At 63.3% G+C, this 6,474-nt stretch carries 8 protein-coding genes and 1 pseudogene; 7 read left to right on the forward strand and 2 right to left on the reverse strand.

Annotated features, from left to right (window positions below):
- From queE to AC0L3A_RS26325, 5 genes are all read left to right on the forward strand, one after another.
- Entirely contained in the window at nucleotides 1-633 is a 633-nt protein-coding gene (queE, locus tag AC0L3A_RS26305) for a 7-carboxy-7-deazaguanine synthase (RefSeq protein WP_007595046.1), read from the forward strand.
- Between the two features lie 17 nt (nucleotides 634-650).
- Nucleotides 651-1,016 (forward strand): 6-pyruvoyl trahydropterin synthase family protein, encoded by a 366-nt coding sequence (locus AC0L3A_RS26310; protein ID WP_007595049.1) that lies wholly within the window; start codon nucleotides 651-653, stop codon nucleotides 1,014-1,016.
- 119 nt (nucleotides 1,017-1,135) lie between these two features.
- A complete protein-coding gene (gene hemF / locus AC0L3A_RS26315) occupies nucleotides 1,136-2,023 on the forward strand; it encodes an oxygen-dependent coproporphyrinogen oxidase (RefSeq protein WP_007595052.1) in 888 nt (295 codons plus the stop codon).
- Nucleotides 2,020-2,766: an HAD family hydrolase gene (locus AC0L3A_RS26320; protein WP_007595054.1), complete on the forward strand. Its 747-nt coding sequence runs from the start codon at nucleotides 2,020-2,022 to the stop codon at nucleotides 2,764-2,766. The genes hemF and AC0L3A_RS26320 overlap by 4 nt, the downstream gene beginning before the upstream one ends.
- A gap of 371 nt (nucleotides 2,767-3,137) precedes the next feature.
- Nucleotides 3,138-3,335, forward strand: coding sequence for a YodC family protein (locus AC0L3A_RS26325; RefSeq protein WP_219684499.1), 198 nt, complete (start codon nucleotides 3,138-3,140; stop codon nucleotides 3,333-3,335).
- 177 nt (nucleotides 3,336-3,512) lie between these two features.
- On the opposite strand, the gene AC0L3A_RS26330 is transcribed toward AC0L3A_RS26325, so the two are convergent.
- On the reverse strand, nucleotides 3,513-4,292 hold the full coding sequence (locus AC0L3A_RS26330) for an ArsR/SmtB family transcription factor (RefSeq protein WP_007595057.1): 780 nt from the start codon (nucleotides 4,290-4,292) through the stop codon (nucleotides 3,513-3,515).
- 248 nt (nucleotides 4,293-4,540) lie between these two features.
- On the opposite strand from AC0L3A_RS26330, the gene AC0L3A_RS26335 reads away from it, so the two are divergent.
- Together AC0L3A_RS26335 and AC0L3A_RS26340 are read left to right on the forward strand one after the other, a co-directional pair.
- Nucleotides 4,541-5,950: an MFS transporter gene (locus tag AC0L3A_RS26335; RefSeq protein ID WP_007595059.1), complete on the forward strand. Its 1,410-nt coding sequence runs from the start codon at nucleotides 4,541-4,543 to the stop codon at nucleotides 5,948-5,950.
- A gap of 41 nt (nucleotides 5,951-5,991) precedes the next feature.
- Entirely contained in the window at nucleotides 5,992-6,189 is a 198-nt protein-coding gene (locus AC0L3A_RS26340; protein WP_035993282.1) for a DUF1127 domain-containing protein, read from the forward strand.
- 174 nt (nucleotides 6,190-6,363) lie between these two features.
- On the opposite strand, the pseudogene AC0L3A_RS26345 reads toward AC0L3A_RS26340, so the two are convergent.
- Nucleotides 6,364-6,474 (reverse strand): annotated as a pseudogene (locus AC0L3A_RS26345) (IS630 family transposase); the annotation flags it as partial.

The raw sequence follows: 6,474 nt of genomic DNA on the forward strand, positions 1-6,474 counted from the left end.
TTGAGTTACGCGGTCAAGGAAATCTTCCTGACGCTGCAAGGCGAAGGCGCCCATGCCGGGCGCGCGTCCGTGTTTTGCCGTTTTGCCGGTTGCAACCTCTGGAGCGGGCGCGAGGCGGACCGCAGTGCGGCCATTTGCAAATTCTGCGACACCGATTTCGTCGGCACCGACGGCACGCTCGGCGGGCGCTATGGCTCGCCCGCGGAACTCGCAGACACCATCGCCGCGCAATGGACGGCCTCCACCGATAACCGTTATGTGGTGCTCACCGGCGGCGAGCCGCTGCTCCAGGTCGATACGGCGCTGGTCGACGCGCTCCATGCCCGCGGCTTCGAGATCGGCGTCGAGACCAACGGCACGATCGCCCCGCCCGAGGGGCTTGACTGGATCTGCGTCAGCCCGAAGGGCGGCAGCGATCTGGTGATCCGGCGCGGCCACGAGCTGAAGCTGGTCTATCCGCAGCCGCTCGCCATGCCGGAGGCCTTCGCGGGCCTCGCCTTCGAACGCTTCTCGCTGCAGCCGATGGACGGGCCCGAAGTCGCCCAAAACACCGCGGGCGCAATCGACTATTGCCTGAATCATCCGCAATGGCGGCTCAGCGTGCAGACGCATAAATCGCTCGGTATCAGATAGGATTGGTTTTCGAACAGATGTGGGAATTGACGAAATCGTTTCGCTTCGAGGCGGCGCACTCATTGTCGGGAACGACATTCGGCGCTGATAGCGAAGAGATCCACGGCCACTCCTTTCGCGCCGAGGTGACGCTGCGCGGCACGCCCGATCCCAAAACTGGCATGGTGGTCGATCTCGGCCTGGTCCAGCGCGCCATCGAGGACGTGCGCATGATTCTGGATCATAAGTACCTCAACAAGATCGAGGCGCTGGGCACACCGACGCTGGAAAACCTCTCGCGCTTCGTCTGGGAGCGGCTCCAGCACATCGGCAAGCTCACCCGCGTCAGCATCCACCGCGACAGTTGCAACGAGAGCTGCACCTATTACGGTCCGCAAGGGTGAAATTCGTAGGGTGGGCAAAGCGTAGCGTGCCCACCATTCAAGATAAACGGTGATCAATGGTGGGCACGGCGCAAGTGCGCCTTTGCCCACCCTACGAGCCGGTTCGTTGGGATTTGCATATGGACGTTTCTACGATCGAAGACCGCAAGACGCGCGCACGCGCCTGGTTCGAAGCCCTGCGCGACGACATCTGCGCGAGCTTCGAGCGGCTGGAGGACGATGCCCCGCAAAGCCTCTATTCGGGCGAGCCCGGCCGCTTCAAACGCACACCCTGGCAGCGCACCGATCATACCGGCGCGGCCGGCGGCGGCGGCGTGATGTCGATGATGTCCGGCCGCCTGTTCGAGAAGGTCGGCGTGCATTGCTCCACCGTGCACGGCGAATTCGCACCAGAGTTTCGCGCGCAAATTCCGGGCGCGGCGGACGACCCGAAGTTCTGGGCCTCCGGCATCTCGCTGATTGCGCATCTGCGCAATCCGCACGTGCCGGCGGTGCACATGAACACGCGCTTCGTCGTCACGACGAAAGCCTGGTTCGGCGGCGGCGCCGATCTCACGCCGGTGCTCGACCGCCGCCGCACGCAGGACGATGCCGACAGCATCGCCTTCCACGCCGCAATGAAACAGGCCTGCACCCAGCCGAACGGCATCGCCGATTACGACAAGTACAAGAAGTGGTGCGACGAGTATTTCCACCTGCCGCACCGGAAAGAGGCGCGCGGCATCGGCGGCATCTTCTACGACTGGCACGACAGCGGCGACTGGGACGCCGACCTCGCCTTCACCCAGGATGTCGGCCGCGCCTTCCTGAAGATCTATCCCGACATCGTGCGGCGCAATTTCGCGACGAGCTGGACCGCGCAGGATCGCGAGGAGCAATTGATCCGGCGCGGCCGCTATGTCGAGTTCAACCTGCTCTACGACCGCGGCACCATTTTCGGGCTCAAGACCGGCGGCAATGTGGATTCGATCCTGTCGTCGCTGCCGCCGGAGGTGAAGTGGCCATGACGACGATGAAGCCCGCAATGAGGCCGCTGCCGCGCGCCATGCTGATCGACATGGACGACACCATCCTGTCGGCCTATGCGCGGCCCGAGATCGCCTGGAACACGATCACAGCGGAGTTCGCCGAGGAGCTGGCGCCGCTGCCGCCGCAACTGGTTGCAGCCACGGTGCTGGCCTTTGCGAAAAATTTCTGGGCCAATGCAGACGCTTCGTGGCGGATGAAGCTCGCCGAGGCCCGCCATCTCACGGTCAAGGGCGGTTTTGCCGCGCTCGCAGCCGCTGGTCACCGCGCCTTGCCGGACGACCTCGCCATTCGTCTCGCCGACCGCTTCACCACCTATCGCGAGGAGGAGATGTTCGTCTTCCCCGGCGCGCATGATGCGATCGACAAATTGAAGGCGCTCGGCATCAAGCTCGCGCTGGTGACCAACGGCGCCGCCGACACCCAGCGCGCCAAGGTCGAGCGGTTCGAGCTGGCGCATCGCTTTCACCACATCCAGATCGAGGGCGAACACGGCTTCGGCAAGCCCGAGGAGCGTGCCTATCTGCACGCGATGGACGCGCTTGGCGTCACCGCTGAGGATACCTGGATGATCGGCGACAATCTGGAATGGGAAGTCGTGACGCCGCAGCGTCTCGGCATCTACTCGATCTGGATCGACGTGCATGGCGACGGCCTGCCCGAAGGCTCGATCGTCAAGCCCGACCGCATCATCCGCTCGCTGACAGAACTGGTGCCGGGCTGACTGCAATCAGGGTGCGTAAACAAAAACATCGAAAACAACCCCATGCACAGTAGACGGCCGCAGCAAAATCAACGACTTGCGGAAAACGCGAACTGCGGATCCGACGAAATCGGTTGCTCCGTCGGGCAAAACAGGCGCATGGTGTCATGGTCGCGACGCACGGGACGGAAGAGCCCTTGCGCCATCCATCGAACAGGCGCCATTGCCTCTCGTGATGGGATCGCTCCGGCCTAAAGCTCTCTGATCGACGTTTCAGCAGCACGGCCGGCGGATGCGCGCTACCGCAACACATCCACTGACCGAGTAGCCCGTGATCGGCATGTCATGCCGGTTTGCTAGCTTCTCCGTCAATCAACCCGAAAGGACCATCCATGGAACTAAAAGCCGGCGATATCGTCATGCTGAAATCCGGCGGGCAGCCGCTCACCGTCGCGGACGTGAAGGGCGACGACGTGATCTGTCTCTGGATGGGCGCGGAAGGCGATCTGTTTCGCGAGACGCTGCCGCTCGCGGTCCTCGATCGACTGGAAGAGCTCGACGACGAAGACGAGGACGATGACGAGGAGTAGGCGCGCCTAAGGCCGCGTCCTAGTTTGATCGGAGCGCACAGCTCCGGCGCGCGTGATGTCCGCTTCTTCGCCAACAATGGCGCGGTAGCGGACATCGCTGCAGGGCGCAGAACGGCCACAATGGAGCGCATCTGCCTTAGCTCCGGTCACCACAGCCTAAAATGGCTAATCGCGCTACTACCTCCGTCCGGGAGGCGCTGACTCGACCGTTATAGCTGATACCCGGCCTCCGGATAGTGATCCAACACGCCCATCGTGACCGTCCGTCGGGGGTACGCCCTCAATGCCGAACGTTGTGGCGAGTTCTCTAACGCCAACCGGGGTTACGACGAGCGCTCGGCTATCCCTGACGTGCTCGACCCAATCGTGCTCGAGAGCGTGATCAAGAATGGCGGCGCCGACTGCCCCGGCCAGATGCGGCCGGCGCTCGCTCCAGTCGAGACAGGGGCGACAGAACACCCGGCGCTTAGAGGCGAGGCCAAGATCGACGCCCAACTCATTGAAGAATGACCGGCCGGCGTCGGTGAGTTGCCCGCCATCCTCGTCGAGCAAAATAAACGACTGTTGGACCAGCCGGTCGGCGATTGCGACGGCGATGCGGCCTGCCATGTGGTCATAGCACGTGCGCGCGTGCCGGAGCGTTTCTCCACCGCGCCAGAGATTGCGCTGCCGGGCAGGGCCGTCCTGCGCCACGACCATGAGACCTTCTAGCACGCGCGCGACGTGCGGAGAGGCCAGGCGGAAATATCGCCGTCGGCCCCGCTTTGCGAGCGCGAGCAATCCCGCGTCGCTGAGTTTCGCAAGATGGCCACTCGCTGTCTGCGGCGCCACGCCAGACACATAGGCGAGCTCCGAGGCGGTCAACGTTCGGCCATCCATCAGCGCGCTCAGCATGTTGGCGCGCGCCGGATCGCCGATGACCGCTGCGACTTGGGCGATTTTGGGTCCCGTGTCCATGCCCTTCTCGTACGCCGATAAGGACGCAGTGCCAAGCACGGATACTTCGGTCAAGACCGTAGTGTTTCCGCGAGACTGGATCGATCACGAAACATAGGTTGCCCGGACGCCAGTAGGCCCGGTGAAGAAATGCCGCGACGAGGAGAAAGATCATCCCGCGGCTCCGAGTATTCGGTTGGTATCGAATGACCATCGCGAAGTGGGCTGATCAGGGCCGTCAAATTCTCGCAGGCAACTGAGTGTGATCAATGCCAACAACTTCGTTCAATACAAGACAGCCGGAACTAGCCCACTCCGACAACACGTCATCCCGTTCGCCTCTCGCGACGGCGCTGGCACTTGCTGCCACGAGCCTCGGCCTTGGCGTGGTGCAGCTCGATATCACCATCGTCAATACTGCGCTGAGCAGCATCGGCACTTCGCTCGGCGGTAGCGTGGCCGAGCTGCAATGGGTGGTGACCGCCTATACCATCGCATTCGCGGCCTTCATTTTGACCTCCGGTGCGCTCGGTGACCGCGTCGGCGCCAAACGGATATTCATCGCGGGCTTTGCGATCTTCACGTTGGCTTCGCTCGCCTGCGCGCTGGCGCCGTCGGCGATATTCCTGATCGCCGCACGCTCCGTGCAGGGCCTGGCAGCAGCGATCCTGGTGCCGAACTCGCTCACGCTGCTCAATCATGCCTATACCGATCCGAAGGCGCGCGGCCGCGCGATCGGCTTCTGGGCCGCAGGTGCGAGCGTCGCACTGACTTCGGGGCCGTTTGTCGGCGGCGCGCTGATCGCGCTGGTCGGCTGGCGAGCGATCTTTCTCGTCAACCTGCCGATTGGCGCCGCCGGCCTCTGGCTTGCCTGGCGTTATGCCGAGGAGACGCCGCGGCTCGCGCAGCGCGAGATCGATCTGCCGGGACAGATCGCGGCGATTGCAACCCTCGGCACGCTGGCCGGCGCCCTGATCGAAGGCGGCGTGCTCGGCTGGAGCCATCCGCTCGTCATCATGGGCTTCGTGGCAGCGGCCGTGATCGGACTCCTGTTCGTATGGCGCGAGGCGTGCGCGCCACAACCGATGCTGCCACTCTCGCTGTTCCGCCACCGCGTGTTTGCGCTGACCGCTCTGGTCGGGCTCCTCTTCAACATCGCCTTCTACGGCCTGATCTTCGTGCTCAGTCTCTACTTCCAGAAAATCAATGGCTGGTCGCCGTTCGCAACGGGTCTCGCTTTCGTTCCCATGATGGGCATGGTGCTGCCCGCCAACCTCGTCGCCGCATCGGTCAGCGAGCGCCTCGGCGCGCCGCAAACCATTGCACTGGCTTGTGCGATTACTGCCGCGGGCTGCGTTGCGCTGCTGCCTATGGCCTCAGGCACCAGCTACGGGGCGATCGGCACTCAGCTTGTGATCCTCGGCGGCGGGCTCGGCTTGCTCGTGCCGTCCTTGACCTCGACGCTGCTCGGCAGTGTCGAGAAGTCGCGATCCGGCATCGCCGCGGGCGTTTTGAACGCAACGCGGCAGACCGGCAGCGTGCTTGGCGTTGCCCTATTCGGCTCGCTGGTCGGAGACAACAACGTGTTCATTGCGGGCGCACATACCTCGCTGCTCATTTCGGCCGCTGTGTTGCTCGCCGGTGCGGTCGCGATCTGGCTTGGCCGAGCAAAGGACTGACGGTGAAAGGGAGGGGCCGATCGACCTCGTATGGTGCCCGGATGTCGAAGACCGTGGGGGCCGACGGTTCGCAGCTTTCTGACGCAGTGAAGCGCGCGTTTGTCACACTGCAAATTTGGCGCGAACGGGTTCGGCAGCGCCGCGAATTGGCGCAATGGACTGACCACGACTTACATGATGTCGGATTGTCCTGGTCTGACATCGCTCTGGAAATCAAAAAGTCCTTCTGGCGGGCTTGAATAGCACTCGGATAGAGCGGCCTCCTGCGCGACGAGGCCGGCCAAAGAAGGCGGACCTTTGTCCAACTAAATTCTTCCGCTTTTGGCCCATCGCGACATTTGCCGCGGTTGCGCAAAGGAAAATGGCGCCGGACCGTGGCCTCGAGATGGCCTGCCTCGATCTAGTACCCGGAATCAGAGCTGAGTGATACGGCGGCCTTTGAAGCGGCGTTGGCGGACCTTTTTCTTGGTCCAGACGAAAGGCTCGGCTTTGTCGTTGTACGCGTTGACGTAGGCATCGATGTG

This window comes from Bradyrhizobium sp. MI1.3, assembly GCF_055811695.1.